At 70.7% G+C, this 26,365-nt stretch carries 24 protein-coding genes and 1 riboswitch; of the genes, 17 read left to right on the top strand and 7 right to left on the bottom strand.

Annotation, left to right across the window (positions count from 1 at the left end):
• The first annotated feature begins 13 nt into the window (after nt 1-13).
• From OHS70_RS12265 to OHS70_RS12235, 7 genes are all read left to right on the top strand, one after another.
• Nucleotides 14-1,609: a hypothetical protein gene (locus OHS70_RS12265; protein WP_328396682.1), complete on the top strand. Its 1,596-nt coding sequence runs from the start codon at nt 14-16 to the stop codon at nt 1,607-1,609.
• A gap of 1 nt (nt 1,610) precedes the next feature.
• Nucleotides 1,611-3,710, top strand: a complete 2,100-nt coding sequence (locus OHS70_RS12260) for a hypothetical protein (RefSeq protein WP_328396680.1) — start codon at nt 1,611-1,613, stop codon at nt 3,708-3,710.
• A gap of 234 nt (nt 3,711-3,944) precedes the next feature.
• On the top strand, nt 3,945-4,253 hold the full coding sequence (locus OHS70_RS12255) for a hypothetical protein (RefSeq protein WP_328396678.1): 309 nt from the start codon (nt 3,945-3,947) through the stop codon (nt 4,251-4,253).
• A gap of 86 nt (nt 4,254-4,339) precedes the next feature.
• A complete protein-coding gene (locus OHS70_RS12250; protein WP_328396676.1) occupies nt 4,340-5,200 on the top strand; it encodes a bifunctional DNA primase/polymerase in 861 nt (286 codons plus the stop codon).
• 2 nt (nt 5,201-5,202) lie between these two features.
• Nucleotides 5,203-6,678, top strand: a complete 1,476-nt coding sequence (locus OHS70_RS12245) for an ATP-binding protein (RefSeq protein WP_328396674.1) — start codon at nt 5,203-5,205, stop codon at nt 6,676-6,678.
• A gap of 452 nt (nt 6,679-7,130) precedes the next feature.
• A complete protein-coding gene (locus OHS70_RS12240) occupies nt 7,131-7,376 on the top strand; it encodes a helix-turn-helix domain-containing protein (RefSeq protein ID WP_328396672.1) in 246 nt (81 codons plus the stop codon).
• 78 nt (nt 7,377-7,454) lie between these two features.
• The gene (locus OHS70_RS12235; RefSeq protein WP_328396670.1) at nt 7,455-8,690 is read left to right on the top strand and encodes a tyrosine-type recombinase/integrase; all 1,236 of its coding nucleotides are present in this window, start codon (nt 7,455-7,457) and stop codon (nt 8,688-8,690) included.
• 37 nt (nt 8,691-8,727) lie between these two features.
• Here OHS70_RS12235 and hisN read toward each other — a convergent pair whose 3' ends face one another.
• The gene (gene hisN, locus OHS70_RS12230; RefSeq protein ID WP_328396668.1) at nt 8,728-9,537 is read right to left on the bottom strand and encodes a histidinol-phosphatase; all 810 of its coding nucleotides are present in this window, start codon (nt 9,535-9,537) and stop codon (nt 8,728-8,730) included.
• 188 nt (nt 9,538-9,725) lie between these two features.
• Between hisN and OHS70_RS12225 the strand changes: the two genes are divergently transcribed.
• Nucleotides 9,726-10,361 (top strand): TetR/AcrR family transcriptional regulator, encoded by a 636-nt coding sequence (locus OHS70_RS12225; protein WP_328396666.1) that lies wholly within the window; start codon nt 9,726-9,728, stop codon nt 10,359-10,361.
• Here the strand turns inward: OHS70_RS12225 and OHS70_RS12220 are convergent.
• From OHS70_RS12220 to OHS70_RS12205, 4 genes are all read right to left on the bottom strand, one after another.
• Nucleotides 10,350-10,673, bottom strand: a complete 324-nt coding sequence (locus OHS70_RS12220) for a DMT family transporter (RefSeq protein ID WP_328396664.1) — start codon at nt 10,671-10,673, stop codon at nt 10,350-10,352. The two genes, OHS70_RS12225 and OHS70_RS12220, sit on opposite strands and share 12 nt — an antisense overlap.
• Nucleotides 10,674-10,764: 91 nt before the next feature.
• A complete protein-coding gene (gene rsgA / locus OHS70_RS12215) occupies nt 10,765-11,778 on the bottom strand; it encodes a ribosome small subunit-dependent GTPase A (RefSeq protein ID WP_328396662.1) in 1,014 nt (337 codons plus the stop codon).
• A gap of 3 nt (nt 11,779-11,781) precedes the next feature.
• Nucleotides 11,782-13,119, bottom strand: a complete 1,338-nt coding sequence (gene aroA / locus OHS70_RS12210) for a 3-phosphoshikimate 1-carboxyvinyltransferase (RefSeq protein WP_328396660.1) — start codon at nt 13,117-13,119, stop codon at nt 11,782-11,784.
• Nucleotides 13,120-13,230: 111 nt separating this feature from the next.
• Nucleotides 13,231-13,995: a M50 family metallopeptidase gene (locus OHS70_RS12205; RefSeq protein ID WP_328396658.1), complete on the bottom strand. Its 765-nt coding sequence runs from the start codon at nt 13,993-13,995 to the stop codon at nt 13,231-13,233.
• Nucleotides 13,996-14,057: 62 nt separating this feature from the next.
• On the opposite strand from OHS70_RS12205, the gene OHS70_RS12200 reads away from it, so the two are divergent.
• From OHS70_RS12200 to OHS70_RS12160, 9 genes are all read left to right on the top strand, one after another.
• Nucleotides 14,058-14,873: an SOS response-associated peptidase gene (locus tag OHS70_RS12200; protein WP_328396656.1), complete on the top strand. Its 816-nt coding sequence runs from the start codon at nt 14,058-14,060 to the stop codon at nt 14,871-14,873.
• A 55-nt stretch (nt 14,874-14,928) separates the two neighbouring features.
• The gene (locus OHS70_RS12195) at nt 14,929-15,564 is read left to right on the top strand and encodes an alpha/beta hydrolase family protein (RefSeq protein ID WP_328396654.1); all 636 of its coding nucleotides are present in this window, start codon (nt 14,929-14,931) and stop codon (nt 15,562-15,564) included.
• A gap of 257 nt (nt 15,565-15,821) precedes the next feature.
• Nucleotides 15,822-16,487, top strand: a complete 666-nt coding sequence (locus tag OHS70_RS12190; protein ID WP_328396652.1) for a sigma-70 family RNA polymerase sigma factor — start codon at nt 15,822-15,824, stop codon at nt 16,485-16,487.
• Nucleotides 16,484-16,780 carry a mycothiol system anti-sigma-R factor gene (gene rsrA / locus OHS70_RS12185; protein ID WP_328396650.1) on the top strand — a complete coding sequence of 99 codons (297 nt, stop codon included), beginning with the start codon at nt 16,484-16,486 and terminating at the stop codon, nt 16,778-16,780. The genes OHS70_RS12190 and rsrA overlap by 4 nt, the downstream gene beginning before the upstream one ends.
• 201 nt (nt 16,781-16,981) lie before the next feature.
• On the top strand, nt 16,982-18,424 hold the full coding sequence (locus OHS70_RS12180; protein ID WP_328396648.1) for an HD-GYP domain-containing protein: 1,443 nt from the start codon (nt 16,982-16,984) through the stop codon (nt 18,422-18,424).
• A gap of 22 nt (nt 18,425-18,446) precedes the next feature.
• Nucleotides 18,447-19,775 carry an HD-GYP domain-containing protein gene (locus OHS70_RS12175; RefSeq protein ID WP_443062596.1) on the top strand — a complete coding sequence of 443 codons (1,329 nt, stop codon included), beginning with the start codon at nt 18,447-18,449 and terminating at the stop codon, nt 19,773-19,775.
• A gap of 118 nt (nt 19,776-19,893) precedes the next feature.
• Nucleotides 19,894-20,874, top strand: coding sequence for a tetratricopeptide repeat protein (locus tag OHS70_RS12170; protein WP_328396646.1), 981 nt, complete (start codon nt 19,894-19,896; stop codon nt 20,872-20,874).
• Nucleotides 20,875-20,956: 82 nt separating this feature from the next.
• The gene (def, locus tag OHS70_RS12165; RefSeq protein ID WP_328396644.1) at nt 20,957-21,598 is read left to right on the top strand and encodes a peptide deformylase; all 642 of its coding nucleotides are present in this window, start codon (nt 20,957-20,959) and stop codon (nt 21,596-21,598) included.
• A 178-nt stretch (nt 21,599-21,776) separates the two neighbouring features.
• Nucleotides 21,777-22,514 carry a D-Ala-D-Ala carboxypeptidase family metallohydrolase gene (locus tag OHS70_RS12160; protein WP_328396642.1) on the top strand — a complete coding sequence of 246 codons (738 nt, stop codon included), beginning with the start codon at nt 21,777-21,779 and terminating at the stop codon, nt 22,512-22,514.
• A 57-nt stretch (nt 22,515-22,571) separates the two neighbouring features.
• Here the strand turns inward: OHS70_RS12160 and OHS70_RS12155 are convergent, their stop codons facing one another.
• Together OHS70_RS12155 and OHS70_RS12150 are read right to left on the bottom strand one after the other, a co-directional pair.
• Complete coding sequence (locus OHS70_RS12155) at nt 22,572-23,642, bottom strand: ribonucleotide-diphosphate reductase subunit beta (RefSeq protein ID WP_328396640.1); 1,071 nt, start codon at nt 23,640-23,642, stop codon at nt 22,572-22,574.
• Nucleotides 23,642-26,032: a ribonucleoside-diphosphate reductase subunit alpha gene (locus OHS70_RS12150; protein ID WP_328396638.1), complete on the bottom strand. Its 2,391-nt coding sequence runs from the start codon at nt 26,030-26,032 to the stop codon at nt 23,642-23,644. Before OHS70_RS12150 ends, OHS70_RS12155 begins: the two co-directional genes overlap by 1 nt.
• 137 nt (nt 26,033-26,169) lie before the next feature.
• Nucleotides 26,170-26,294, bottom strand: a riboswitch (cobalamin riboswitch).
• Nucleotides 26,295-26,365: the final 71 nt, after the last annotated feature.

Raw genomic sequence — 26,365 nt, 5'->3', positions numbered from 1 at the left:
GAGTGCACTCAGCATGACGGAACTCAGCACTGAGCCGGTAGCCGTTCCCACGGCTCCGGTCACACCGCCCCCGCCCCCCGGCACCCCGCCCGCCACGGCCAAGGACGTGAAGGGGGTCGACCACACGCCCGGCGGCTGGCCGATCATTCCGCTCGCTCTGTCCGGGGCGAACAGCACGGTTGGCGCGGTCGCCGCCGCTTCCCTGGCTGGCGGGCCGATCGCCGCGGCCGTAGCCGCTACCGGCATGGTCGTCCTCGGTACGGTCGCCGCTGCTCGTTCCCGTAAGCCTGACGCGCGCCGTGAGGCTCGCCGGGTCGCGGCCCGCACCGCGGGCCGTGACGCGGCTCGTAAGACCGGGCACCGCAGTTCCGCTTCGGGCAGCCACGGCAGCGCCGGGAGTCGTTCGGGTGGTTCGCGTTCCGGTGGTTCGGGTGGCCGGTCGGGCAAGGTGCCCGGCCAGCACCGCCGCACCACCGCAGGCACCGCGGGCCGCCACGGCAGCACCGGCGGAAAGTCCCTCAGCAAGACCGGCAACGGTCTGTCCAAGCACGCAGGGCCCAAGCACAGCGCGGGCGCGGGCAAGGGCGCTGCGAGCCGGGTGGGGCAGGTCAAAGCGCTGCGGGCCGCACAGAAGGACGCGGCCGGCTCGCGCGGCGGGCAGCGGACGCAGACGACCGACGCCCGACGCGCGGTGGCCGACGCCCGGCGGAACGCCAAGTCCGCAGCCGGCAACAGCCGATTGGGCAAGCGCTCCGGTCCGGCGAGCCGCCTGATGGGCGGCGCCGCTCGCAAGGCACGCGCCGCGCGGGACGCGGCAATCGCCAAGCAGCGCACCAAGCGGGACGCCAAGACTCGCGGCACCGTGGCGGCGCAGCGGGCGCAGGTCCGCAAAGCGCCGGCTCGTAAGGCTGCCCGGCAGGCGTTGCGCAGGTCCGCGGCCCGCTTCCACGGCCGTCGACTGCTCGCCGCGCTGCTCGCGCTGCCGGTCGGTCTGCTGGGCTGCCTGTCCACGTGGATCGGCCGGAAGCTCAACATCCCCGCCCTGGTCCACCCCGGCCGGCGCCTGTACCGGCGGATGGTGCACACCGCGGGCGAGCAGCGCGCGGCCCGGGATGAGACAGCGCGCCAGATCCAGCGCGAGCAGGAGGCCGCCGCGGACGCGGAGGCCGCCAAGGACGGCAAGGAAGGTATCGCGGACGGCGTTGAGCGGCCCGCGGCCACGGTTCCCACCAGCACGAACACCCCTGTGAGTGAAGGAGAGCACGTGTCCGGATTCAGGTTCGAAGAGGCTGCCTCTGAGATGGAGCAGGCCGCCAATCAGTACGAGCCCGAGAACGCCATGGAGATCCTCGCCATGGTCGAAGGGCTCCCTGCCGCGCTCACCGCGGTGGCGAACGTGATGAAGATCCTCGCGGAGCGTTCCGACTCCGAGTTTCCGCTGGAGAAGGAGGTCGCGGACGGCTTCAACGACATTTTCGGCGCCCTGATGAGCGCGGTTGCGGTCGCGGAGGACATGGGGCCGCTGTTCCGGCAGGCGCACGAGCAGGACATCGCCCGGCACGAGGACCCCCGCAACGGCACCGAGGCCGAGAAGGGCTGGAACGTCTGAGATGAGCAGCACCGCCACCGCCAAGAAACAGCAGAGCAGTGGCCCGGTGCTGGACTGGAGCGCCGGTCACGGTCCCGTGACCGGCGCTCTGTCCGCCACCACCGGAGCCTTCGCCCTCGCCACCAGCGGCGCTGCGCTGTCCATGCCGCCCGGCTGGGCCCTCGCGGTCGGCTCCGCGGGCGCGCTGGGTCACACCATCGCCGGTATCCGCGTCCGTAACGCCGGCCGCACCCTTGCCACCAAGGCCGCATCCTGGCTGGTCGGCGCCGGTTGGACCACGTGGGCCATGACCCACGGCCCGCTCACCTGGGCCGCCCTCGGCTCCCTCGCCACCGTCGGTGTCGGTATCGGGGCCGCTGCCCGCTCCGTCGCCCTCTACGAGGAAGCCCGCGAGGACGAGGCCAACGCCGCTGAACAGCGGGCCGTTGCTGCGGAGCTGTCCGCGGAGCGGCGTGCGATCGCCGCGGAATGGGTCGACCGCGTCCAGCGCGTGTGCTCGATCACCGTGCGCGTGGTCGGTGTGGAGATGTGGAAGACCGGCGCCGGGTTCTCCATCGACGCCGAACTCCCGCCCGGCGGCGCCACCTGGAACAAGATCGCCGCCGAGTCACCGCGGCTGTCCGCCGATGCCAAGCTGCCGCACGGCTGCACCGCCACCGCGGGCCCCGGCATCCACCAGGGCCGCGTCATCATCGACGTGACCACCGTCAACGTGCTCGAAGAGAAGCGCGACTACCCGGCGGACTACAGCACGCTCTCGATTCACACCGGCATCCCGTGGGGCTACCGCACGAACGCCGAGGAGATCCGGGCCTACCTGCGCGAGCAGTGCGCGTTGATCGTCGGGCCGACCGGTTCGGGCAAGACGAACATGGTCCACGGCATCCTGGCCGGGTTCGCCCGCGCCGAGGACATGCTCACGTGGGTGATCGACCTGAACGCCGGATCGGCCGGCCTGCCGTGGGTGCTGCCCGCCCTGAACGGGGAGATCACGCGCGAGGACGGCAAGCCCGTTCGGCCCGGCGTCGACTGGCTCGCTGGCACCTACGACGAAGCCCTGACCATGCTCGATGCGGCCGTGCGCGTGGCCAAGCAGCGCAAGATGGGCTACCAGGACCTGCTGTCCAAGGCCAACACCGATCTGCTGCCGATCAGCGCGAAGATTCCGCAGATCATGCTCGTCATCGACGAAGGCGCGGAGATCCTGGCCAGCACCGACCGGCAGATCCGCAAGCTCGGGGAAAAGATCCTGGAAGTGATCCGGATCGCCCGCGCCATGGGCGTCCGAACCGTCATTACCGCGCTCGGGGCCACCGGCAGTGTGCTGAACAAGTTGATGATCCGCCGTGAGGCAAAGGTCCGCGTCGCCCTCACCGGCGGCGAGAAAGAGGGCATGGACCTGTCCAAGATGTTCCCCGGCAGCCGCGGCCTGCGCGTGGACCAGGCCCCGCACAAGGGTGCCGGGTTCATGAGCACGCCCGAGTCGCCGGCCGCGCTGTTCAAGGGGTGGCGGATCCGCCCGAACCAGATCCGGGAGATCACCGCCGCCACCTCCGACCGGCACCCGACGCTCGACGCGGTGTCCGCGAAAGCTGCCGGGCCCGCGTACGCGCGGCGTTGGGACGCCGACCGCACCGCATGGATGCGCGACCTGGACCTGTCGGACGACACGAGCGACTCGGCACGGGACGCGTCGGGTGGTCTGCGTCTGTCGGCACTGAGTGAGCAGCAGGAGTCTGCGGAGGACGCGTTGGCGCGCCGGTTCCGGGAGGAGATCGATGCTCAGTTCGGCACCGCACCCGAACCCCATGGCACCGAGCAGGCCGCCGGGACGGAGCGGCCCGCTGGGCTGAACCTGTCGGCACTACGGGACGAGCAGGACAGCCCCGCGCAACAAGCGGCACTCGCCGCGCTGGTCGCCGCCGGACCCGAGGGCACCGGAGCATCCGCGATCGCCCGCGCCCTCTCCGACGCGTTCGGGACGACGCGTCAGACGGTCGTCGGGTGGCTGAAAACGTGGATGCAGGACGGCACCGCCGTCCGTATCGGCGAGGGAACCAAAGCCCGCTACGTCCACCGCTCCCACACCGCCAACGGCTGATCACTTGTCGCTTGTCGCCCCCGCTGCACCACATGCCGTCTGACGGGGCCGTGGAGCCCGGAAACGGCTTGCGACCTGGGAGGCGACAAGCGACAAGACAAGCAACATGACAAGGCAGACGACAAGCCGCACGACAAGAGAGACGACAAGCCACGCGACAAGCACACCCACCCCGCCGCACGGGCCCCCGCCACCTCTGGCGCGGGCCCGCGGCACACCCCGAGGGAGCCAGAAATGCGCCAGCACACCCCGCCCGGCCAAATGGCCCCGCACATCCCCGCCGACGTCTTCCAACGCGCCCAAGCGACCGGACAGCCCGTCGTCTTCGTCGTCAACGACACCCCACCCCCGTTCCCGTGGCAGCGGCTGCTCATCCCGTTCGCGATCGCCGGGGCCGCCGCCCTCGGCACCTGGGGGATGGTCGCCGCACTCGCCTGGCTCCTGGACGTGGCCGCGCACACCGCCACCGTCATCGCAGGCGCTGCCGGACCCATCGGAGTCGGCGGCATCACGTTGAAGCTCGCCCGCGGCAAGAACACCTAGCTACGCCAAGGGCGGCCCCCACTCCGCCAAGAACCGGGGCCGCCCTTGCCAACCAGCATCCACCGACGGAACTGGAGACCTCCAGCATGACGCAATTGACCGACATTCGGGCAGAGCACCTGCCTGCCGCTCTGTCCCTGGCAGCTTCCGGCGTGCCCGTGCTGCCGTTACGAGCGGGGAAGGTGCCGTTCGGCAACTGCCGCCGCTGCGCCGACAACGCGTGCGGCGGCCGGCCGAACATGAAAACCCCCGGACCCTGCACCTGCCCGTCGCCTTGCCACGGATGGGCCGCCGCCACCACCGACCCGGACGTCATCAGCTCAGGCGTCTGGCGCCGCGCATGGGTGCGCGCGAGCGCGGTCGCCTACCACCCGGGCGGGGCGGGGCTGACGGTCGTGGACCTGGACAACGCCGACGCGGTCACGTGGGCACGCAGGACCCTGCCCGCCACGCAGACCGTGCCCACTACGCGAGGTGAGCACTGGCTCTACCTCGGGTCCATGTCGTCCGCGAACGCGGTCCGGCCCGGCGTGGACATCAAGTCCACGATGGCCTACGCCCGGTGGCTCGGGTTCGGCAGCGGCACGATGGCTTACCTGCCGGATGCCGTGCGCGCGCTCGCTGTGAGCAAGCCCGCCCGGGCTCGGTCCGCGCCGCAGGCCGTTACGGTGCCCGCACCTTCCGGGAGCGGGGAGTGCCGCCATCGCACGCCCGCCTACCTCGAGCGCGGCATCGCCATGGCAGAGCAGCGCATCACCGAGGCCTGCGAGGCGGTGCACGCCTCCGTGTACCGGACGTTCCTGGCCGTGCTGTCCACCCATGGTCGGTGCGGCTGCCTCACCGAGGCCCACGTCGCTCGGCTGTTCACCGCCGCGCAGGCCAAGGGCGAATCGCCTCGGCACTGTACCGACGCGTGGACCAACGCCCGCACCCGGTTGGGACTGTGACCATGGCCGACGACGTGAAAACCCCCGCCCGCGAGGTCATCACCGACTACGCACAGGCACACTTCCGGTACTTCCGCACCCCCGACGGCACCGTGTACGCGCAGAGGAAAGGCCACCCCGTCGCCCGCCCGATCCGCTCCCAGGGCACCACGGGAAGCCACCGCCAGGAACTCATGGTCGGCCTGTTCAAGGACGGGTTCGGCGTATTCAACGGGACTGCGCTCAAGGAGGCGTTGGACCTGATCGAGGCTCTCGCGCTGAGCGAGGACGTACAGTCCGTGCACATCCGCGTCGCGCCCGGGTTCGACGGGGCGACGTGGCTGGACCTGGGCCGCGATGACGGGCAGTCCGTGCGCATCCACCCCACCGGGTGGGAGATCGCCGTCCCGGACCCGCGTGAGGTGTGCTGGCGGCGCACGCAGCTCACGGGGGAACTGCCCCTGCCGGCCAAGGACACCGACGGCAAGGGCATCGACCTCCTGCTCAGGCTCTGTAACTTCGCCACCGCGGAAACCGAGTGCCTGGCCATCGCCTGGCTCATCGGCTGCCTCGGACCGTCCGTGCCGGTGCCCGCGCCGTTTCTCACCGGGCCGCAGGGCGCGGGCAAGTCCACCGGTGGACGGATGCTCATCAGGATCGTGGAGGGCATGAGCGGTGACCTGCGGCGGGCCCCGAAGGATGAGGAGAACCTGCTCGCGGCGGTGGCGGCCGGGTGGGTCACTGCCTTGGACAATCTCTCCCACATGCCCCCGGACTTGTCCGACGCGATGTGCTGCATCGTCACCGGCGCCGAGAACGTCAAGCGCGCCCTGTTCACCGACGGGGACGTCTTCCGCGTCAGCTACCGCCGCCCCCTGCTCCTGACCGGCATCGACGTGGGCGTCATCCGGCCCGACCTCGCCGAACGGCTCCTGCCCCTGCGTCTGGAACGCCCCAAGGTCCGGCGCACCGAAGCGGAGCTGTGGGCCGAGTACGCCGAGGTTCTGCCCCTCGTTCTCGGGTCTCTCCTGGACCTCACCGTGAAGGTCCGCGCGGTGGAGGCGGAAACCCCGACCGATCTGCGGATGGCGGACTTCGCGCACCTGTGCGCGCAACTCGACGCAGCGACTGGCCTCGGGGCGCTCACCGCTTACCGGGCCAGCCTGGACGACCTCAACGACGACGTCATCGAGGGCGACCTCCTCGCCCAGACCGTCCTCAGGCACGCCGACACGATCGCCCCGGGCACGGCGCAGCGGATGACCTCCACCGAGTGGCTGCACCTCCTCAGCGGCCTCTACAGCAGCGAGGAGCCGCGTCCCCTGCCCAAGGGCTGGCCGACCACGGGCAAAGTCCTCTCCGACCGGCTCAAGCGCCTCCAACCCACCCTTGCCGCACGGGGCGTCCTCATCGACTCGGGGCGCACCAGCACGGGCCGCTACCTCGAAATGACCCGCCTCGCCGGCCCGCCCCCACACGAGCAGAAGCGGGTGTTCTGACCCGCGATCCACGCGGTCGCTGGGACAAGAAGAAGAGCACCACCGGACAGGCGTGCTCCTCTTGCTGTTCGGCGGAACGCCGCCCGATGGTCGCGCCGCGAAGCGGCTCCTTCTTCACGCTTGAAGCGGCGCCGCACTACAACAGACACCCCCTCTTTTGTCCTAAGAAGGAAGACGCTGCGTCATCAGCGTCACGCAGGCGGAAAAACGGCCCCTGACCTGCTGCGACAGGCATGACGCAGACGGCGGTCTCTGCGTCATCCTGCGTCATCTGCGTCACCCGATGACGCAGCCCATGCCGCACGGATGACGCACCCCCTGACCACTGCGTCAAGCAAAACCCCAGGTCAGAAGCCCAAATGACGCTGATGACGCAATGACGCAGAAATCCGCACCTCGGACCCACGCGTCCCAAGACCCCGAAGCCAACGTGACTCAACTTCTGAGGACCCATGAGCCGAACCCGTTCCGCTCAACCCGACTCCCGCGCCACCCTCCGCGGCGGCCTGCCCGATCGGTACCTCACCCCCGACGACATCGCCGAGATCTTCGACGTACCCCTCGAAACCGTCTACCAGTGGCGCAAGAAGCGCACCGGCCCGCCCGGCTTCCGCATCGGCAAGCACCTCCGCTACGACCCCGCCGACGTACGCGCCTACGTCACCCAGCGCAAGGACGCCGACCAGGAAGCCGCCTGACGCGGCTGTTTTCGCACTCCCCAGGGAGGGCCACGCCGTGGCCCTCCCTGCCTCATGTCCAGAAGGGGCGACGCCTACATGGCTGGCCACATCCAAGACCGCTGGTACAAGACCGAGACCGACACCGATGGCAAGACCGTCCGCGTCAAGACCGACCGCCACGGCACCGGCATGCGCTACCGCGCCCGCTACATCGGCCCCGACGGCACCGAGAAGTCCAAGAGCTTCCCCGACGGACAGAAGCGCCTCGCGGAGAAGTGGCTGTCCGGGATCGAGGCGGACATGACGCGAGGGCAGTACATCGACCCGCGCGCCGGTCGCCTCACGGTCCGCCAGCATGCTGAACGCTGGCTGGCGTCGCTCAGCATGGACCCCGGCACCTTCGTGAGCACCGAGCAGCGCATCCGCCTGCACGTCCTGCCGCACCTGGGGAGCCGCTCGCTCGACTCGCTGAGGCCGATCCACATCCGTGAATGGCTTCGGAAGCTCGAGGACGGGGGAGTGGCCGCCGCGTATCAGCGGGTCATCTTCGCGAACCTCAACGCGTTGCTGGCGGCGGCCGTCGACGACCGCCTGATCCCGCATAACCCATGCCGTTCGTCGTCCGCGAGGGCGCCCAAGCTGGAACCTCGCCGGATCGTGCCGTGGCGACCTGAGCGCGTGCTGGCGGTGCGCGCGGCAGTGCCGGAGCGGTACCGGGCCATGGTGGACTTGGCCGGCGGATGCGGCATGCGGCAGGGCGAAGTGCTCGGCCTGGCCGTTGACGATGTGGACTTCGTCGGCGGAGTCGTTCACATCGTCCGCCAGGTCAAGCTCATCGCGGGAAAGCAGGTGTTCGCGCTCCCCAAGGGCGGCAAGACGCGCACGGTCCCGCTGCCGGAGAGCGTCGCTCGGGCGCTTGAGACTCATATCGCGCAATACCCGCCCACAGCCGTGACGCTGCCCTGGCGGTCGGTCGACGGCTCACCGGTCACGGCTTCCGTCCTCTTCCGCAACGCCGAGGGGCGCGCGGTGAACCGCGTCGTCTTCAACGAAAGGGCGTGGCGGCCCGCCCTTGATAGGGCGGGTATCCCGCGCGGCCGGGGGAACGGCATGCACGCGCTGAGGCACTTCTACGCGTCCGTTCTGCTGGACGCGGGGGAGAACATCAAGGCCCTGTCGGAGTACCTGGGACACCACGACCCGGGCTTCACGCTGCGGACGTACACGCACCTGATGCCGGGCAGCGAGAAGCGGACACGGGAGGCGGTGAACCGCGCGTTCGAGGAAGGATCGAAGACCGATGACGGCCCCACGACGGCCCAGGGGGCCTGAGCTAGGGGGAAACGCGCAGGTCACGCCCCAAGCGGCGTCAGTACTTCTGGTTGAGGTAGCCGAGCAGCTCCTCGTGGAGCCGCCCGTTCGACGCCGCGGCGTTGCCGCTGTGCGGTCCCGGCCGGCCGTCGAGACCGGTGAAGGTACCGCCCGCCTCCTGGACGACGACGGCCGTCGCCGCCATGTCCCACAGGGAGAGCTCAGGCTCCGCGCAGATGTCCACCGACCCCTCGGCGACCATCATGTACGGCCAGAAGTCGCCGTATCCGCGGGTGCGCCAGCAGGCGCGGGTCAGATCCAGGAACCCGTCCAGCCGTCCCTGCGCCTCCCACCCGCTCAGCGAGGAGTACGCGAACGAGGCGTCCTGTATGCGCTCGACCTCCGAGACCCGCAGCCGGGTCGCGGAGGAGAGGCTGCGGCCCGTGTACGCACCGGCGCCCTTGGCCGCCCACCAGCGACGGCCGAGTGCCGGGGCCGACACCACGCCGACCACCGGCTGATACCCCGGTGCGCCGTCGGCGCCCGCCTCCATCAGGGAGATCAGCGTCGCCCAGACCGGCACACCGCGCACGTAGTTCTTGGTGCCGTCGATCGGGTCGATGACCCAGCGGCGAGGGCCGGTGCCCTCGATGCCGTACTCCTCACCGAGGATCGCGTCGCGCGGCCGTGCCCGCTGGAGATGCCCGCGGATCAGCTCCTCGGCCGCCTTGTCCGCCTCGCTCACCGGCGTCATGTCCGGCTTGGTCTCGACCTTGAGGTCAAGAGCCTTGAACCGCTCCATCGTGACGGCGTCGGCGGCGTCCGCGAGCACGTGGGCGAGACGCAGATCATCGTGGTAATCGGGCATGGCCGCCACTCTAGCGGTGCACGTCGCTGCCTTCCCGGGCACCGGTGGACCGCCTGTGCGACCCGCCCCGGGGCCCTTGGCAGTCACGCCTATTGACAGTGGAAGGACACGAGTCAACTCTGTGCCCAGAGTCCGGCCCGCCCTTGCAGAAGGAGTCGCGCCGGAGCCGCTCGGCCGGGGAGGCGACGATGCCTGCAGCCCGAGAGTTACTGCTGAACGCTGCGCTCGCGGCACTCGAGGAGCTGCCCTGGTCCGGGGTGCGGATGGTCGATGTCGCCTCCGTCGCCGGCCTCTCGCGTCAGACCCTCTACAACGAGTTCGGCAGCAAGGACGGCCTCGCCCGGGCTCTTGTGCGACGGGAGGCCGACCGTTATCTGCACGGCGTGGAACGGGTGCTGGCACAGCCCACCGAACCCGCCGACCGTCTGGTGTCGGTCGCCCGGTGGACCGTCGGCGAGGCCCGGGACAGGCCGCTGCTGCGTGCCCTGATCACCGGCTGCTGGGGGGAGCGGATGCCGCAGCCCAGACCGGCGAGGCGCGGCGCCGTGCTCGCCGGGGTGCCCGCGCAGCGCCGGGCGGATGCGGGGCTGCCGGCCCCGCACGAACTGGTGGCCGCCGTGCGGGACCGGTCGCTCGCCGCCCTCGGCGCCGGGCGCCAGGACGTGCGGCCGGAGCTGGCCCAGCGCTGCGAGCTGGTGGTGCGTCTCGCGCTGTCGTATGTCGTCGCACCGGTCGGCGACGGTGTCGGCCGGCCCGTACGCACGGCCCTGGCCGGCATCGACCAGCTCGTACGCGGAGCCCTGGGGGTGCCGTCAGCGCGATGAGCCCGAGAGCTGCAGACCGACGACGCCGACGATCACCAAGGTGATGGACACGATCTTGAGAGTGGAGACCACGTCGTCGAGGAAGACCATTCCGTAGATCGCGGTGCCCGCCGCGCCGATGCCCGTCCACACCGCGTACGCGGGCCCCACGTCGAGCCGCTTGAGTGCGAGCGTGAGCAGTCCGAAGCTGCCCAGTGCGAACGCGCAGAACGCGATCGTCGGCCAGAGCCTGGTGAAGCCGTGCGACAGCTTCAGACAGACGGCGAAGCCCGTTTCCAGGAATCCGGCGACCACGACCAGCAGCCACGCCATCGTCTCTGCCTCCCGATTCGATCGGTGACTGCTTCGTCTGACTTGGTGCGATTATGCCCTTACCGGCAGGTGCGGTCCGCAAACGTGCGGCTCAGTCGCCCTCGCGTCGCTCCCGGGTGGCCAGCAGCCGCCGCAGCGAGAACAGCCGTGCCGGATCCGCGTGGCCCTCGGCCACCCACTCGTCCAGCGCGCAGTCCTTCTCGTCGTGCGAACAGGACCGCGGACACCCCTCCGTGCCGGGCACCAGATCAGGGAAGGCGTGGATGACCCGGGACGGGTCGACATGGTGCAGCCCGAAGGAGCGCACGCCCGGAGTGTCGATGACCCAGCCGCCCTGCTTGTCCGCGAGCGGGAGGGCGAGCGCCGATGTCGTGGTGTGGCGGCCCCGGCCGGTGACCGCGTTGACATGGCCGGTCGAGCGGCGCTTCTCCTGCGGCACCAGCGCGTTGACCAGAGTCGTCTTGCCGACGCCGGAGTGACCGACGAATGCGGTCGTCCGTCCCACCAGGTGCTCGCGGACCCGGTCCGCGGCCAGTCCGTCCACGAACTCCTCGCGTGTGGTGACCACATGGGGCACACCGAGCGCCCCGTACATCTCCAGCAGTTCGTCCGGCGCCGCCAGATCCGACTTCGTCAGCACCAGCAGCGGCTCGAGCCCGCCGTCGTACGCCGCCACCAGGCAGCGGTCGATCAGACGCGGGCGCGGCTCGGGATCGGCGAGCGCGGTGACGATCGCCAGCTGGTCGGCATTGGCGACGACCACACGCTCGAACGGATCGTCGTCGTCGGCGGTACGCCGCAGCACCGAACGGCGCTCCCCGATCCGCACGATGCGGGCGAGGGTGTCCTTGGCGCCGGTGAGATCGCCGACGATGTCGACCCGGTCGCCCACCACCGCGGCCTTGCGGCCCAGCTCGCGGGCCTTCATCGCCATCACGACACGATCCTCGACGAGGCAGGTCAGCCGGCCCCGGTCGACGGTGAGGACCATGCCCTCGGCCGCGTCCTCGTGCTTGGGGCGGATATTGGTGCGGGGCCGGTTGCCCTTGCGGTTGGGGCGGGACCGGATGTCGTCCTCGTCGGTGTGCTTGCCGTAACGGCGCATGTCTCAGGCCCCGAGCATTCCGGTCCACATCCGCGGGAAGTCCGGCAGCGTCTTCGCGGTGGTCGCCACGTTCTCGATCTGCACGCCGTCGACCGCCAGGCCGATGATCGAGCCTGCCGTCGCCATCCGGTGATCGTCGTAGGTGTGGAAGACACCGCCGTGCAGCGGGCGCGGGCGGATGTGGAGACCGTCCTCGGTCTCGGTGACGTCGCCGCCGAGTTCGTTGATCTCCTTGGTGAGTGCCGCCAGGCGGTCCGTCTCGTGCAGCCGCAGGTGCGCCACACCGCGCAGCGTGGACGGGGAGTCGGCGAGAGCCGCGACCGCAGCGATACCGGGCGTCAGCTCCCCGACCTCCGAGAGATCGACATCGATGCCGTGGATACGGCCGCTGCCGGTGAAGACCAGAGCCGTGCCGTCCGGGGTGGTCCTCAACTCGCAGGAGCCACCCATTTCGGTGAAGATCCGGCGCAGCGCGTCACCGGGTTGGGTGGTGCGCTCGGGCCAGTCCGGGATGGTGACCCGCCCGCCGGTGACCAGAGCCGCCGCCAGGAACGGCTGCGCGTTGGACAGATCGGGCTCGACGGTGAGGTCCCGCCCGAGCAGCGCGCTCGGGGAGACCCGCCAGACGTTCGGCTCGCCGCCGGTCTCGGGCTCGTCGACCTGGGCACCGACCGTGCGCAGCATGTCGACGGTCATCCGGATGTGCGGCATGGACGGCAGCCTGCCGCCGACATGCCGGACCTCCACGCCCTGGTTGAAGCGCGGCGCGGACAGCAGCAGCGCGGACACGAACTGAGAGGACGAGGAGGCGTCGATCTCGACCGGACCGCCGTCCAGTGCCCCGCCGCCGTGCACGGTCATGGGAAGTGCCCCGCGTCCGTCGTCGTCGATACGGGCGCCGAGCACCCGCAGGGCGTCGATCACGCCGTTGAGCGGGCGCTCGTGGGAACGGGGATCGCCGTCGAAGTGGACCGGACCGTCGGCGAGGGCGGCGACGGGAGGAAGGAAGCGCATGACGGTGCCGGCGTTGCCGACATCGACGGTCGCCGGGCCGTGCAGCCCGGTGGGGAAGATCCGCCAGGCCTCACCGGCGCCGCCGGTGGTGCTGGACGAGACGGTCTCCTCGATGCCGACGCCCAGCGTGCGCAGCGCGGAGGCCATCAGCAGGGTGTCGCGGGAACGCAGCGGGCGGCGCAGCCAGCCGGGCTCGGCGGCCAGCGCGGCCAGCACCAGGGCCCGATTGGTGACCGACTTGGAACCGGGCACGGTGACCGTCGCTGCGACGGCCCCGGTCGCGAGCGGGGCGGGCCAGAGGGCGGGTTGCACGGAGCTTTCGGTCATGGGCCTCACTTTAGTGGCTCGGCGCCGGGCCCGATCTTGATCAAATGCGCTCGAACGGGGCGAATGTGCCGCGAAGAGGCGAGGAGCGGGGCCGCGGGATCCGGTCGGGGCTCACAGTCCGAGCAGCCAGCGGCCGCCGCCTGTCAGCGATGTGATCGACACGGCGTGGAAGAGGAACAGCCACATCGCGGGCGGCACATTGGTCAGCCGGGCGAGCTGGTCGGCGTCCGAGTCCGGGGCGCCGCCGTGCCGCCGCTTGGACTGCAGCTCGAAAGCCGGACGTACACCGCCGAGCAGCAGGAACCAGACCGCCGCGTACGCGAAGGCGGACTGGACGACGGGTTCGGTCAGCCAGGACACGAGCACGAAGGCGGCGCCCGTGACGATCACCGTGAACATGCCGTAGACATTCCGGATCATGACCAGCATCGCCAGCAGCAGCGCGGTCGCCAGCCACAGCAACAGCGTGATGTGGTGCGCGGCGAGCAGCCAGGCCCCGCCGAGGCCGAGCAGCGGCGGCGCCGTGTAGCCGGCGGCCGCCGTAAGGATCATCCCCAGCCCCGTCGGCTTGCCGCGGCTGACCGTCAGGCCGCTGGTGTCCGAGTGCAGCCGGATGCTCTGCAGCCGGCGGCCGGTGACCAGCGCGATCAGGCCGTGACCGCCCTCGTGGGCGATGGTGATCGCGTTGCGCGAGACACGCCAGGCGGCCTGGGGTATGACGGCCGCCAGCGCCGCCACGCCCGTGGCGATGACGAGCCACTGGTCGGGGGCGGGCTGGCTGCCGAAGACGCGGTCCCACAGGTCGGTGAGCGAGGTCACGCCGAGGTGCACGCCGGAAGCCAGGTCGGAGATCGTGCCGGGATGAGTGGTGTTCATGTCTCGGGCGGGCTCCTCGGGATGGTGGTCGGGCGGCGTGCGCGAGTGGCAGTGTGGCACTTATGTGCGGACGGTATGCAGCGAGTCGTAGGCCCGAGGATCTCGTGGGGCTGTTCGAGGTCGAGAAGTGGGAGCCGCAGGAGACGCTGGCGCCCGACTGGAACGTGGCTCCCACCAAGGAGGTCCACGCGATTCTCGAGCGCCCTCTCAAAGACGCGGACGACCGGCGTCCGGTTCGGCAGCTGCGAACGCTGAAGTGGGGGCTCGTGCCGTCGTGGGCGAAGTCCCCCGAGGGCGGGGCGCGGATGATCAACGCGCGGGCGGAAACACTCCACGAGAAGCCGTCGTTCCGGAAGCCGTTCGTCTCCCGCCGCTGCATCCTGCCGGCGGACGGCTATTACGAGTGGGTGACGGGTGTCGAGGAGCGCGAACTCGAGGTCGAGGGCAAGAAGAAGCGGCCGCGCAAGCAGCCGTACTTCGTGACGCCGTCGGACGGGTCGGTGTTCGCGATGGCGGGCCTGTACGAGTTCTGGCGCGACCGCACTCTGCCGGAGGGGCATCCGCAGGCATGGTGGGTGACCTGCTCGGTGATCACGACCGAGGCGGAGTCGGGACCGCTGGGGGTGGCCCCGGCCGAGGGCCCGCGTTCGCTGGCGGACATCCACCCACGGATGCCGCTGATGCTCACGCCGGACCGCTGGGACGCGTGGCTGGACCCCGCCCGCACGGACCTGGAGGAGCTGCGGAACATGCTCGAGCCGCCGGAGGGCGGGCTGATGCGGGCGTACCCGGTGACGACAGCGGTGAGCAACGTCCGCAACAACGGACCGGAGCTGCTGGAGGAACTGGCGGCCCCGGAGGTGCCCACGCTGTTCTGACGTGCCCCGGCGGTGTGGAGCCACGCCGCGTGGCCCGATGCGCGAGCATGGGGGCGTGAGCCGGGCAGAGATCGTGGAGACCGAGGCCGGGGACGCGCGTGTCACCTGGTGGGCGGCGAAGAACGCGCGGGGCGTGCTCGCCCTCGGACACGGCGCAGGGGGCGGGATCGAGGCGCGCGACCTGCGTGCCCTCGCCGGCGTTCTGCCCTCCCACGGCGTCACCGTCGCGCTCGTGGAGCAGCCCTGGCGGGTCGCCGGGAAGAAGGTCGCCCCCGCGCCCAGGACACTGGACACCGGATGGCGCGGCGTATGGCCCGCCCTCGCCGGGGCGGGGCTGCCCATCGCCTCCGGCGGGCGCAGCGCCGGGGCGCGCGTCGCGTGCCGTACAGCCGCCGAACTCGGTGCCGTGGGCGTGCTCGCGCTGAGCTTCCCGCTGCATCCGCCCGGCCGCCCCGAGCGGTCGCGCGCCCAGGAACTCCTCGGCGCCGGCGCCCCCACCCTCGTCGTGCAGGGCGGCAACGACCCCTTCGGCCGCCCCGACGAGTTCCCGGACGGTGCCTACGAGCTCGTGGAGGTCCCGCACGCGGATCACGGGTTCGCCGTGCCGAAACGGGCCGGGGTCGGCGAGGCGGAGACCCTGAAGGTGATCACGGACGCCGTGACCGTCTTCACCCGGCGCCTGTGGGAATGATGTGCGTGCGGACGCTGTTGTGGCGGATGTCGGAACGTCAGCAATGAAGCATGGAGTAGGGAGTCCGCCACATGGGTACGACCTTCTGCCCGACAGCCGAGCGCGCCACCGGGCTCGAGTGGACGGTGCTTTCCGCGGGCAAGGCCGAACCGGCTCGGACGGCGGGCAGCGCTGATCGGCAAGCCCCCTCGCAGCATGGTCGACTATTCTCCGATTCGAGCGGGTCCGCACTCGGTCTCGCCACAGCGTTGGAGGAGGTGGGTCCGGTCACTGGGACCGACGCAGGGGCCGACGACGGCCAGGCGGAGCTGTCCGAGGAGACGGCCGCCGAGCGCAATGCCCGTTTTGAGCGGGATGCCCTCGGCTTCCTCGACCAGATGTACTCGGCCGCTCTGCGCATGACACGTAATCCCGCCGACGCCGAGGATCTCGTGCAGGAGACGTACGCCAAGGCGTACGGATCGTTCCACCAGTTCCGCGAGGGCACGAACCTCAAGGCGTGGCTGTACCGGATTCTCACGAACACCTTCATCAACTCCTACCGCAAGAAGCAGCGTGAGCCTCAGCGCAGTGCGGCGGAGGAGATCGAGGACTGGCAGCTCGCCCGCGCCGAGTCGCACATGTCGACCGGGCTGCGGTCCGCCGAGTCGCAGGCCCTCGACCATCTGCCGGACTCGGACGTGAAGGCGGCGCTGCAGGCGATCCCCGAGGAGTTCCGGATCGCGGTCTATCTGGCGGACGTAGAGGGCTTTGCGTACAAGGAGATCGCGGACATCATGGGGACACCCATCGGTACGGTGATGTCCCGCCTGCACCGGGGCCGCCGCCAGTTGCGCGGCATGCTCGAGGACTACGCCCGCGAGCGCGGGCTCGTCCCGGCCGGTGCGGGGGAGTCGAACGACGCGAAAGGCTCGGGCTCATGAGCTGCGGAGAGCCGCATGAGACGGACTGCTCAGAGGTCCTGGACCATCTCTACGAGTTCCTCGACCGCGAGATGCCCGACAGTGACTGCACGAAGTTCGAGGTGCACTTCGAGGAGTGCTCCCCGTGCCTGGAGAAGTACGGTCTCGAGCAGGCCGTGAAGAAGCTGGTCAAGCGCTGCTGCGGCCATGACGACGTGCCGAGCGACCTGCGGGCCAAGGTCATGGGGCGTATCGATCTGATCCGTTCGGGCGAGGCCGTTCCCGACCAGGACGTGGCGACGGCCCAGGAGTAGGACGGCCCAGGAGCAGGAGCGTCTGCGAGGAGCGCTTCCTCTTCACGCACCTGAACGCCTTGCGTGCACACAGGGTGCGCCGCGCACACCGCGGCGCGCCCTGTGTGCATGTCACTCGTACGTGCGAATGGGCGGTGAAGCGCCCCCCAACCCCCCTCAACTCGCTAGCGTTGGCGCTCCATTTGAGGAGGGTGCGGGGCAGTGACGGCCTTACCCACGGCAGCTCGCGCGTACATTCTGGGTGCCGTCCTGTGCGCCGCGGCATGCGCCGCCCCGGTCCTGCGGACGCCCGGGGCGGCGGTGCCATGGAGCGCCGTGCTGCTGCTCGCCGGGCTGTACGCCGTCTGCGAGCTCCCGGCGCGCTGCCGCGTTCTCGGCGACATGGTGCCGGTGAGCGCCGGACTGTTCTTCCCCGTGCTGCTCGCCGCCGCCTTTCTGCTGCCGCCCGCCGCGGCCGCGCTCGTACCCGTACCCGGAGCGCTGCTGGCGCGGGTCGACCGGCCCCCGGCCATGGCACGGCGGATCTGGCGGGCTGCCGAGCAGGCGCTCGCGACCTGGGCGGCCGGGCAGGCCTATACGCTGCTCGGTGGCGAGCCGACGCTGCGCGCGCCGGACTTTCCCCGGGTGCTCCTGTCGGCCGCCGCCGCAGCGCTCGCGTTCTGGCTGGTGCTGACCGTGCTCGACGGCGGGATCCGGGCCGCGGCGACCGGGGTACTCCCTCTGGCGCCGGCGGGGTCGGCCCCACCCACGTCCAAGGGGCTGTGGGGGAGGGCGCCGCTCGGCGGCGCCCGGCGCGCCCAGCTGCCCGCGTCACCGGTGCCCCACCTCGTGCACGGGCTCGTCGGGCTGATGATGGCCGTGCTGTGGAGCAGTCCGTACGGGCCGCTGTCCGCGCTGTTCGTGCTCCTGCCGATGTACATCTCCTGCTGGATCTTCGCCCAGTACCACCGTGAGCGCGCGGCCCACCAGGCGACGATCCGGGCCCTGGTGCAGGCCGTCGACATCAAGGACCGGTACACCCGTGGGCACAGCGAGCGTGTGGGACGGGCGTCGGCGCTGATCGCGCGTGAACTGAGCATGGAAGAAGACCGGCTGGAGGTGCTCAGGTTCGCCGGGATCCTGCACGACGTGGGCAAGCTCGGGGTGCCGACACGGGTGCTGCGCAAGGACGGGCCGCTCACTCCCGAAGAGCGGCGGGTGATCGAGCTGCACCCCGAGTACGGGCACGAGATGGTGCGCGGCATCGGATTCCTCGGCGAGGCACGGGCGGCGATCCTGCACCACCACGAGCGGATGGACGGCAGCGGCTACCCGTACGGGCTCGTGGGCACCCAGATCCCCGAGTTCGCGCGCGTGGTCGCGGTGGCCGACGCGTTCGACGCGATGACCTCGACGCGGTCCTACAGCAGGGCGCGGCCCGTGCCGGTGGCCCTGGCCGAACTGGAGCGGTGCGCCGGAACCCAGTTCGATCCGCGGATGGTGCGGGCACTGGTGCGGGCACTCGACCGGCACGGCTGGGAGACATCGGTCACTTCGGACGAGTCTGCAGGGCTCGTGCCGCCGCGCCCGGCGGAGACCGGCCGGCAGGACCCGGCGGCACCGCCCGGGAACGTCCCGCCGCCCCGGCAGGTGCGGGCCGGGTGAAGGCGGCGGCCGGGAGGGCGCGGTGAAGCGGGGGCATCAGCGGCACCGGAGGCGCCGGGAGAGACGCAGACCCGGAGGCCTTGTCGTCGCGGTGTACGCGGGCGCCCTCTCGCTGACCGGAGCATCGCTCGGGTGGGTGGTGTGGGCGGGCATCGAGCAGCGCGGCATCGCGCTGGCCTTCGGGTCGTTCATCGCCGTGGGGGAGCTGACGCGGTGGGGTGCCGTGCCCGGGGTCGGCGCACCTCCCGTGCTCGGAGAGTTATGGGGGAGGGAACCCGCGCCGCTCGGGTTCGCGGGCGCCCTGGCGTACGCCCTGCTCGGCGAGTGTGCGGGAAGCCCCACCACCCACGGGGCACTGCAGGCCGTCGCCGTCGTGGTCGCCGGCGGGCTCGCGGGTGCCGTGCCCCATGTCGCCCGCGGCCGAGGGCCCGCGCTCGATCATGTGGTGCGCCGGGTGCTGACCGTCGGATTCGCCGCCGTTTGCTTCCAACCGCTCTATATCTCAGGGGAGTTGGACCGACGCCTGGGTCAGGGGGCGTACTACGCCCTGTTCCTGCTGCTCGTGCTCCTGCTCACCGCGCTGTGCGACGCCGTACTCGCCGCCGCCCTGCTGCGGGCGCGCACCGGGTACCCCTTCGGGCCGCTGCTGCGCGACGAGCTCCGCGCCCTGCTCGGTATCGGCTCGGCCGTCTGCGCCACCGGCGCCGTCATGGCGCTCGCGGTGGCCGTCGCCGGGCTGTGGGCGCTGCCCGTGTTCTGTGTGCCGTTGCTCCTGACGCACCTGTCGTTCCGCAGATACGCGGCGGTGAGGACCACGTATCGCCAGACCATCACCTCGCTCGCCCGCGCGACCGAGATCGCCGGATACACCAGGCCCGGCCACGCCCGTCGCGTCGCCGCGCTCAGCACCGCCGTCGGACGTGAGATGGGCCTGTCCGGTCCTGAGCTGACCGTGCTGGAGTACGCGGCCCTGATGCACGACATCGGGCAGCTCTCGCTGGTCGACCCGGTCGCGGACGGGGCGACCGCTGCCCTCCCGGCCGCCGAGCAGCGGCGGATCGCGCTGCTCGGCGGGGCCGTGGTCCGCCAGACCGGTGCTCCCGCCGCGGTCGCCGTGGTGGTGGAGCAGCAGGCCGACCCGTACCGGGAGCAGCCGTTGCCGGCACGGATCGTCCGGGCCGTCAACGCATACGACGATCTGACCGGGGGCAGCGGAGGAAGTGCGGGCGGGGTGCTCACCGCCCTCGAGCGGCTGCGGCTCGGGACCGGGCACGACTATCAGCCGGAGGTCGTCGAATCCCTTGCCAGAGTCCTTGCCCGAGGCGGTCTGGCCCCGCTCCCACCTGGGTAACCCATGGGTAATGAGCGAGCCTGTGACCGGGCATGGTTGGATGCGAAAGAAGGCACACAAGCAGGCGCACAGGCATGCGTCCGGGGGCAGTGACCCGAGCGACCGGCAGGCGGGAATCGTGAGGATCTTCGGGAAGGTACGGCATCGGCCCTCCGCCTCGTGGCGGCAGGCCACCGACCGCGCGTTCACGCTGATCGGCGACGGCCGGTACGAGGACGCGGGTGCCCTGCTGACACGGGCCGCGGACCTCGAGCCGTGGCTGTCGGAGTCCTGGTTCAATCTCGCCCTGCTGCACAAGTTCCGGCACGACTGGGAGCAGGCCCGGGCCGCCGGGCTGCGAGCCGTCGCCCTGCTCGACAAGGAGACCGGCGCCCCGGACTGGTGGAACGTGGGCATCGCCGCCACCGCCCTGCAGGACTGGCCGCTCGCCCGCCGTGCCTGGCAGGCGTACGGGCTCAAGGTCCCCGGATCCGCCGCTCCGAACGGCGAGCCCGTCGGCATGGACCTGGGCAGCGCCGCCGTCCGCCTCTCGCCCGAGGGCGAGGCGGAGGTGGTGTGGGGCCGCAGGCTCGACCCGGCCCGGATAGAGGTGCTGTCCATCCCGCTGCCGTCCTCCGGTCGGCGCTGGGGCGAGGTGGTGCTCCACGACGGTGTGCCGAACGGCGAGCGGATCACCAGCGCGGGGCCCTCGTACCCCGTCTTCGACGAGATCGAGCTGTGGGCGCCGTCGCCCGTGCCCACGTGGGTGGTGCTGCTGGAGGCCGGGTCCGAGGCCGACCGGGACGCCCTGGAGCGGCTGGCCGCCGACGCAGGCTTCGCCGCCGAGGACTGGTCCTCGTCGGTGCGGCTGCTGTGCCGGGCCTGCTCCGAGAGCCGGATGCCGAGCGCCGAGGGCGAGGGGGAGCACCTCGACCCGCACGACCACAGTGAGCCCGGTCATCCCGGGCCGCTGGGCCACCGCACGGCAGGCGATCTGTGGTCGCCGGAGCGCGAGTGCGGGATCGCGGCGCCGGCGGGGCTCGTGCGGGGACTGCTGGACGGCTGGGTGGCGGACAGTCCCGATTCCAGGGAGTGGCGGGATCTCGAGGAAGTCTGCTGACCACTGCCCGTAGGCTGTAGGGACACAGGAGTGACCGGTCAACGGGTCGGGCAACGGGTAGTGAGAAGGGCGTACGGCTGACATGGCGTCGCAGCAGTCGCAGCAGGAGACGGACCAGCAGATCAACGATGGTTTCGTCGTGGACACGGAGAACTGCGAGGAGCGCGAGCAGGCGTACCGCGAGCGCGGCACCGCGCGACCGATCACGGTCGTCGGCAACCCCGTGCTCCACAAGGAGTGCAAGGACGTCACCGAGTTCGACGACAAGCTCGCCGCGCTGATCGACGACATGTTCGCCAGCCAGCGCGCGGCGGAGGGCGTGGGCCTGGCCGCGAACCAGATCGGCGTGGACCTGAAGGTCTTCGTCTACGACTGCCCGGACGACGAGGGCGTCCGTCACACGGGCGTGGTGTGCAACCCGGTGCTTGAGGAGCTGGCGCCGCAGGAGCGCGTGCTCGACGACTCGAACGAGGGCTGTCTGTCCGTGCCGACGGCGTACGCGTCGCTGGCCCGTCCCGACTATGCGGTGGTGCGCGGTCAGGACGCCGAGGGCAACCCGATCAAGGTGCGCGGCACCGGGTACTTCGCGCGGTGTCTGCAGCACGAGACGGACCATCTGTACGGGTACCTGTACATCGACCGGCTCTCCAAGCGCGACCGCAAGGACGCGCTGCGGCAGATGGCCGAGGGCACCCCGCGCTACCCGGTCGTCGCCAACGACTGACCTCACCGTCACGCACCAGGGCCCCGCTCGGCACGAGCGGGGCCCTGGTGCGTGCTCGGCCCTGGGTGTCGGCAGAGCGTCATTGGGCGGACAAATGACGTTGGGACAGGGGCTGTTGACGCGCGTCAACCGGCCCGCCACTCTCTGGCGTACACCGCTTTCACGGTATGGAGGCTCGATGTTCCGACGTACCGCACGACTCCTGCTGTCTGTTGTCATGCTCATGGCTGCAACATCGGCCGGGATCATGGCGACCGCCGGCACCGCCCAGGCCGACGGCTGCTACACCTGGTCGCGCACCCTCTCCCAGGGCGCATCCGGCGCCGACGTCACCCAGCTCCAGATCCGCGTCGCGGGCCACCCCGGCTCCGGCGCCGTCCTCGCTGTCGACGGAGACTACGGTCCGGCGACCACCGCCGCCGTCAGACGCTTCCAGTCCGCCTACGGCCTCGCCGCCGACGGTGTGGCCGGCCCCGCCACCTTCGACAGGATCTACGCACTCCAGGACAACGACTGCACGCCGATCCACTTCAGTTACGCCGAACTCAACGACTGCAACACCACGTGGGCGGGCGGCGCGGTGAGCGCGGCGACGGCCAAGTCCAATGCCCTGCGCACGATGTGGAAACTGGAAGCCCTGCGGCACGCACTGGGCGACCATCCCATCACCGTGACCAGCGGTTTCCGCTCGCACGCCTGCAACGACGCGGTCGGCGGCGCGACGAGCAGCCGGCATCTGTACGGTGACGCGGCCGACCTTGGAGCCGGCCCGCACTCGCTGTGCAAGCTGGCCCAGCAGGCCCGCAACCACGGCTTCAACGGCATCCTGGGCCCCGGCTACCCGGGCCACAACGACCATACGCATGTCGACCACCGGGCGAGCCGCTTCTGGTCGGCGTCCAGCTGCGGCATCTGAGCCTGCGCCGGGGGCCCACGACATCGGCCGTGACCCCCGGCACGCTCATCCGTCCGGTCAGAAGTCCTCGTCCAGATCCACTGAGCCCTCGACGGCGACCTGGTACGCCGACGGGCGGCGCTCGAAGAAGTTCGTCAGCTCCTGGACGCCCTGCAGCTCCATGAAGGAGAACGGGTTCTGCGAGCCGTATACCGAGGTGAAGCCCAGCCGGGTGAGCCGCTGGTCGGCGACGCACTGGAGGTACTCGCGCATCGATTCGGTGTTCATGCCCGGCAGGCCGTCACCGCACAGATCGCGGCCGAACTGGAGCTCCGCCTCGACGGCCTCCTTCAGCATGTCCTTGACCTGCTGCTCCAGTTCGTCGTCGAACAGCTCCGGCTCTTCCTTGCGGACGGTGTCCACGACTTCGAAGGCGAAGTTCATGTGCATCGTTTCGTCACGGAACACCCAGTTCGTTCCGGTCGCCAGACCGTGCAGCAGGCCCCGCGAGCGGAACCAGTACACGTACGCGAACGCGCCGTAGAAGAAGAGGCCCTCGATGCAGGCCGCGAAGCAGATCAGGTTCAGCAGGAAGCGGCGGCGGTCGGCCTTCGACTCCAGTCGGTCGATGCTCTCGACCGAGTCCATCCACTTGAAGCAGAACTCCGCCTTCTCCCGGATGGACGGGATGTTCTCGACCGCCGCGAAGGCCGCAGTGCGGTCGTCCGGGTCGGGGAGGTAGGTGTCGAGCAGCGTCAGATAGAACTGGACGTGCACGGCCTCCTCGAACAGCTGGCGCGACAGATACAGCCGCGCCTCCGGGGAGTTGATGTGCTTGTAGAGGGTGAGCACCAGGTTGTTCGCCACGATCGAGTCGCCCGTCGCGAAGAACGCGACCAGGCGGCCGATCATGTGCTGCTCGCCGGGGGAGAGCTTGGCGAGGTCGGCGACGTCGGAGTGGAGGTCGACCTCCTCCACGGTCCAGGTGTTCTTGATCGCGTCCCGGTACCGCTCGTAGAAGTCCGGGTAGCGCATCGGGCGGAGGGTGAGTTCGAAGCCCGGGTCGAGCAGGTTCTTCGGAGTCCGGGAGGTGTCGGCGCTCAGCGCCGTCGTTGAGGGGTGGTGGTCGGGCGACGGGTGGGGGGTCATTACTGGCAGGCCTCGCAGGACTCGGGGTTCTCAAGGGAGCAGGCGATCGCATCGGCGTCGGGGGCCGCCTGCTGGACGTGGATGGTGGCAGGGGCCGTGCCGGACGCGGCGCGCGCGATCCGGGTCGCGGGGCGTGAGCGCAGGTAGTACGTCGTCTTCAGGCCCTGCTTCCAGGCGTACGCGTACATCGAGCTGAGCTTGCCGATGGTGGGCGTCTCCAGGAACAGGTTCAGCGACTGGCTCTGGTCCAGGAACGGTGTCCGCGCCGCTGCCATGTCGATCAGGCCACGCTGCGGGATCTCCCATGCCGTGCGGTACAGGGCCCGCACCTCGGCCGGCACCCAGGTGAAGTCCTGCACCGAACCGTTGGAGTCGCGCAGGGCCTCGCGGGTCTGGGTGTCCCAGACGCCGAGCTGCTTGAGCTCCTCCACGAGGTAGGAGTTGACCTGCAGGAACTCGCCGCTGAGTGTCTCTCGCTTGAAGAGGTTGGAGACCTGCGGCTCGATGCACTCGTACACGCCCGCGATCGAGGCGATCGTCGCGGTCGGGGCGATGGCGAGCAGGAGCGAGTTGCGCATGCCGACCGTGGCGATACGCTCCCGCAGCGCGTCCCACCGCTCGGGCCAGTTGAGCTCGACACCGTAGTGGTCGGGGTGCAGTACGCCGCGTGCCGTACGGGTCTCGGACCACGCCGGCAGCAGGCCGTTGCGCTCGGCGAGGTCGCAGGAGGCCTCGTACGCCGCCAGCATGATCCGCTCGGCGATCTTCGTGGAGAGCGCCTTGGCCGCGGCCGAGTCGAACGGCAGCCGGAGCTTGAAGAAGACGTCCTGCAGGCCCATCGCGCCCAGGCCCACCGGCCGCCACCTCGCGTTGGAACGCCCGGCCTGCTCGGTCGGGTAGAAGTTGATGTCGACGACCCGGTCCAGGAAGGTCACGGCGGTGCGGACGGTCTCGTCGAGGCGCTGCCAGTCGAGGTCGCCGGACGCGAGGACGAACGCACCGAGGTTGACCGAGCCGAGGTTGCACACGGCTGTCTCGCCGTCGTCCGTGACCTCGAGGATCTCGGTGCACAGGTTCGAGGAGTGGACGACGCGGCCCGGCTCGGCGGTCTGGTTGGCGGTGCGGTTGGACGCGTCCTTGAAGGTCATCCAGCCGTTGCCGGTCTGGGCGAGGGTGCGCATCATCCGGCCGTACAGGTCGCGTGCCGCGATGGTCCTGCGGGCCAGGCCCGCTGCCTCGGCCTCGCGGTAGGCGGTGTCGAACTCCTCGCCCCACAGGTCGACCAGCCCGGGTACGTCGGCGGGCGAGAACAGCGACCAGTCGGCGTCCGCCTCGACGCGGCGCATGAACTCGTCGGGGACCCAGTGCGCGAGGTTCAGGTTGTGCGTACGCCGCGCGTCCTCACCGGTGTTGTCCCGCAGCTCGAGGAACTCCTCGATGTCCGCGTGCCAGGTCTCGAGGTAGATGGCGGCCGCGCCCTTGCGCCGGCCGCCCTGGTTCACCGCGGCGACCGAGGCGTCGAGGGTCTTCAGGAACGGCACGATGCCGTTGGAGTGCCCGTTGGTGCCGCGGATCAGGGAACCGCGGGCGCGGATACGGGAGTACGAGAGCCCGATGCCGCCGGCGTGCTTGGAGAGGCGGGCGACCTGGTGGTACCGGTCGTAGATCGAGTCGAGCTCGTCGAGCGGCGAGTCCAGCAGATAGCAGGACGACATCTGCGGGTGGCGGGTGCCGGAGTTGAAGAGCGTGGGGGAGGAGGGGAGGTAGTCGAGCCGGCTCATCAGTCCGTAGAGCGCGGCGACTTCGTCCAGGGCACGGGCCCCCCTCGCGCCGTCGGACGTGGTGTCCTCGGCGAGCCCGGCGGCCACGCGCAGCATGAAGTGCTGTGGGGTCTCGATCACCTGACGGGTGATCGGGTGGCGCAGCAGATAGCGGCTGTAGAGGGTGCGCAGCCCGAAGTAGCCGAACCGGTCGTCGGCGCCCTGGTCGATCAGGTCGTCGAGGCGGGCCATGTGCCGCGTCACGAACTCGGCCGTCCGGTCGGCGATCAGGCCTTCGCGGTGCCCCACGGCGACCGATGCGGAGAAGCACACCGCGCCCTGCCCGGCGGCCTCTTCGGCGATCGTGCGGGTCAGCAGCCGGGCGGCGAGCCGGGAGTAGGCGGGGTCCTCGGAGATCAGTCCGGCGGCGGCGTCGGTGGCGAGGGAGCGCAGTTCGGCCTCGTCGGACCCGGCGTGCCGGCCGCGCAGCGCGGCGGCGGCGACCCTGCCGGGGTCGGTGTCGGGCAGGTCGGCCGTGAGCTCGGTCAGGAGCCGCAGGAGCGCGGTCCCGGGGCCGTCGGCCGTCTGCTCGACGGTGCCTGAGGCCGGATCGGCCGGCGCGATCGTCACGTGGTGCTCCCTCGCTCGGTTCCGGACCGGCGGGGGAGGGGAAGGCCGTGCGGCGTACGTGCCGCAGCGGGCAGCACCGTGCACGGCGTCCACCGGCCCAACCGCGAGACCCGGACGTCTTGGCACCCGGGTCGGTCGAACCGGATGCACCGTCGGCAGGTCCTCGGACTTGTGGGCGCGGCAAAGTGCACCACATCACACCGTTGCGGGACAGTTCCGGATTCGCACCGGATTCCCCTGCGGCGACAGCGAGCATGAGCATACATGTGGGGGCGGCCCGTTGCGTCACCCACCACATGTTGTGTCGGTGGGTAGGTTGTTGCCCGCTTTGCT

The sequence above is a fragment of the Streptomyces sp. NBC_00390 genome (assembly GCF_036057275.1).
GTDB lineage: Bacteria > Actinomycetota > Actinomycetes > Streptomycetales > Streptomycetaceae > Streptomyces.
Note: the sequence above shows the minus strand (reverse complement) of the source record. Positions and strands in the feature narration are given on the sequence as shown.

Bases quoted from the DNA above. Each gene is read 5' to 3' on its own strand.
- OHS70_RS12200 (WP_328396656.1), top strand. From the start codon at position 14,058: ATGTGCGGACGGTATGCAGCGAGTCGTAGGCCCGAGGATCTCGTGGGG.
- def (WP_328396644.1), top strand. From the start codon at position 20,957: ATGGCGTCGCAGCAGTCGCAGCAGGAGACGGACCAGCAGATCAACGAT.
- OHS70_RS12220 (WP_328396664.1), bottom strand. From the start codon at position 10,673: ATGGCGTGGCTGCTGGTCGTGGTCGCCGGATTCCTGGAAACGGGCTTC.
- OHS70_RS12155 (WP_328396640.1), bottom strand. From the start codon at position 23,642: ATGACCCCCCACCCGTCGCCCGACCACCACCCCTCAACGACGGCGCTG.
- OHS70_RS12240 (WP_328396672.1), top strand. From the start codon at position 7,131: ATGAGCCGAACCCGTTCCGCTCAACCCGACTCCCGCGCCACCCTCCGC.
- OHS70_RS12160 (WP_328396642.1), top strand. From the start codon at position 21,777: ATGTTCCGACGTACCGCACGACTCCTGCTGTCTGTTGTCATGCTCATG.
- OHS70_RS12205 (WP_328396658.1), bottom strand. From the start codon at position 13,995: ATGAACACCACTCATCCCGGCACGATCTCCGACCTGGCTTCCGGCGTG.
- OHS70_RS12245 (WP_328396674.1), top strand. From the start codon at position 5,203: ATGGCCGACGACGTGAAAACCCCCGCCCGCGAGGTCATCACCGACTAC.
- OHS70_RS12235 (WP_328396670.1), top strand. From the start codon at position 7,455: ATGGCTGGCCACATCCAAGACCGCTGGTACAAGACCGAGACCGACACC.
- OHS70_RS12225 (WP_328396666.1), top strand. From the start codon at position 9,726: ATGCCTGCAGCCCGAGAGTTACTGCTGAACGCTGCGCTCGCGGCACTC.
- hisN (WP_328396668.1), bottom strand. From the start codon at position 9,537: ATGCCCGATTACCACGATGATCTGCGTCTCGCCCACGTGCTCGCGGAC.
- rsrA (WP_328396650.1), top strand. From the start codon at position 16,484: ATGAGCTGCGGAGAGCCGCATGAGACGGACTGCTCAGAGGTCCTGGAC.
- OHS70_RS12260 (WP_328396680.1), top strand. From the start codon at position 1,611: ATGAGCAGCACCGCCACCGCCAAGAAACAGCAGAGCAGTGGCCCGGTG.
- OHS70_RS12255 (WP_328396678.1), top strand. From the start codon at position 3,945: ATGCGCCAGCACACCCCGCCCGGCCAAATGGCCCCGCACATCCCCGCC.
- aroA (WP_328396660.1), bottom strand. From the start codon at position 13,119: ATGACCGAAAGCTCCGTGCAACCCGCCCTCTGGCCCGCCCCGCTCGCG.
- rsgA (WP_328396662.1), bottom strand. From the start codon at position 11,778: ATGCGCCGTTACGGCAAGCACACCGACGAGGACGACATCCGGTCCCGC.
- OHS70_RS12250 (WP_328396676.1), top strand. From the start codon at position 4,340: ATGACGCAATTGACCGACATTCGGGCAGAGCACCTGCCTGCCGCTCTG.
- OHS70_RS12265 (WP_328396682.1), top strand. From the start codon at position 14: ATGACGGAACTCAGCACTGAGCCGGTAGCCGTTCCCACGGCTCCGGTC.